Origin of the sequence: Mesorhizobium sp. M7A.F.Ca.CA.002.15.2.1 (assembly GCF_003998715.1) — a bacterium.
GTDB lineage: Bacteria > Pseudomonadota > Alphaproteobacteria > Rhizobiales > Rhizobiaceae > Mesorhizobium > Mesorhizobium ciceri.
The window spans coordinates 1-1,279 of record NZ_RZPI01001012.1 but is presented as its reverse complement, the minus strand read 5'-3'; the positions used below and the strand labels follow the sequence as shown (position 1 = coordinate 1,279).

General features: G+C 62.9%; 1 protein-coding gene and 1 pseudogene. One reads left to right on the top strand and one right to left on the bottom strand.

The window, feature by feature from the left end:
• The coding region (locus ENZ74_RS32100; RefSeq protein ID WP_245471054.1) for a Wzz/FepE/Etk N-terminal domain-containing protein at positions 1–753 on the bottom strand (753 nt) is incomplete at its 3' end.
• 198 nt (positions 754–951) lie between these two features.
• On the opposite strand from ENZ74_RS32100, the pseudogene ENZ74_RS32095 reads away from it, so the two are divergent.
• Positions 952–1,279, top strand: a pseudogene (locus ENZ74_RS32095) (lipopolysaccharide biosynthesis protein); the annotation flags it as partial.

Sequence of the window (1,279 nt, the reverse complement as noted above, 5' to 3'; positions counted from 1 at the left end):
ATCATTGCGGGACAGGATGGAGCGAATGAGCGACATGACACTGAGGCCGCCGCCGCCTTGCCCATTGAATTCCGGGTCGTTGACCAGATTGAGCTTGTCGACGACCTTGTTGAGAACAGTGCCTGATGTCAGCACCCGGACCTGGTTCTCGACGATGGCCAGCGTGGCGTCGGAAGCGACGACCGACTGGGTGAGATCGCGGTCGGTGAGCTTCAGGTCGCGCGGGTCGACGATCAGTTCGGTGGTGGCCTCATATTTCTTCGGCGTCGACAGCGCGATGGTGATGCCGAGCGCGGCGCCCAGCAGTGTCGTCGTCACGATCAGCAGCTTCGACTTGCCGACACCGCGCACCACCTGCATCGGATCGATCAGCGGCTTCCACTGCTGGCTGTCCATGCCGTCGTTTCGGGATAACGACGCGTCGCCTGCAGCGTAAGGTTCCGATGTATGATCGGCGCGACGAGCGCCAGCGGTTTCGGCGGCCCCAGGCTGTGTCCGCGGCGAGGTTTGCGCGCGGTAAGCTTGCTCACGATCCCCGTCGGCCGCGACCGGATCCGACAGTTTCGGGTTGCGCGCCTCGCGCTGCGAGCGGGCGAGGCGATGACGCGTGGCGGCATCCTCGCGCCATGACGGGTCTGCCCGGTCGCCGATCGAGACCAGCGACGCGTCGGGTTCGTCGCCACGCACAGCCTGGCCCAGCGCCAGCAACGAGCGCTCGCGCTTCCAGTCTTCGCGGTTTTCCCTGTCGACCATCGTCTGGAACTTTACCCTTGGCGACCTGCGAACGGAGATTGGCCATTCGTTAAGCCACGCTAAACAGGCATGGAAAACAAAAGGTTAATTTTCCCGCGCCGAAGCGTCGGTTTCTCGTTTCGGTTGCATCTATTTTCGACACAAGCCCAGCCGCCAGAACGGCACGTTAAGTTTTCCGGCCTAGGCTCTCCTTGAGACATGACGCAGGCCAGTGACATACCGCAAAGGCGGCCCCTCGCCCGGATCGGCAGCTTTTTGGCCGAACGACGGGGGCTGCTTCGCGACTATTTCTCAGCGATCAGCGGTGCCGGTGGGCGACTGGTGTTTTCGCTGGCCTATTTCATCGCGCTGGCCAACACGCTGTCGATATCCGAATTCGGCATGTTCGCCACCGCGTCGGCGGCCGGCGTCATGCTGTCGCGCATCCTCGCCTTTGGGTTCATCTCGGCGCTTTACCGCACCGCCACCATCCGTCCCAATCTGATCGGCACCTTTTCCGCCGGCTTCCTGCTGCTCGGCGTGCTGT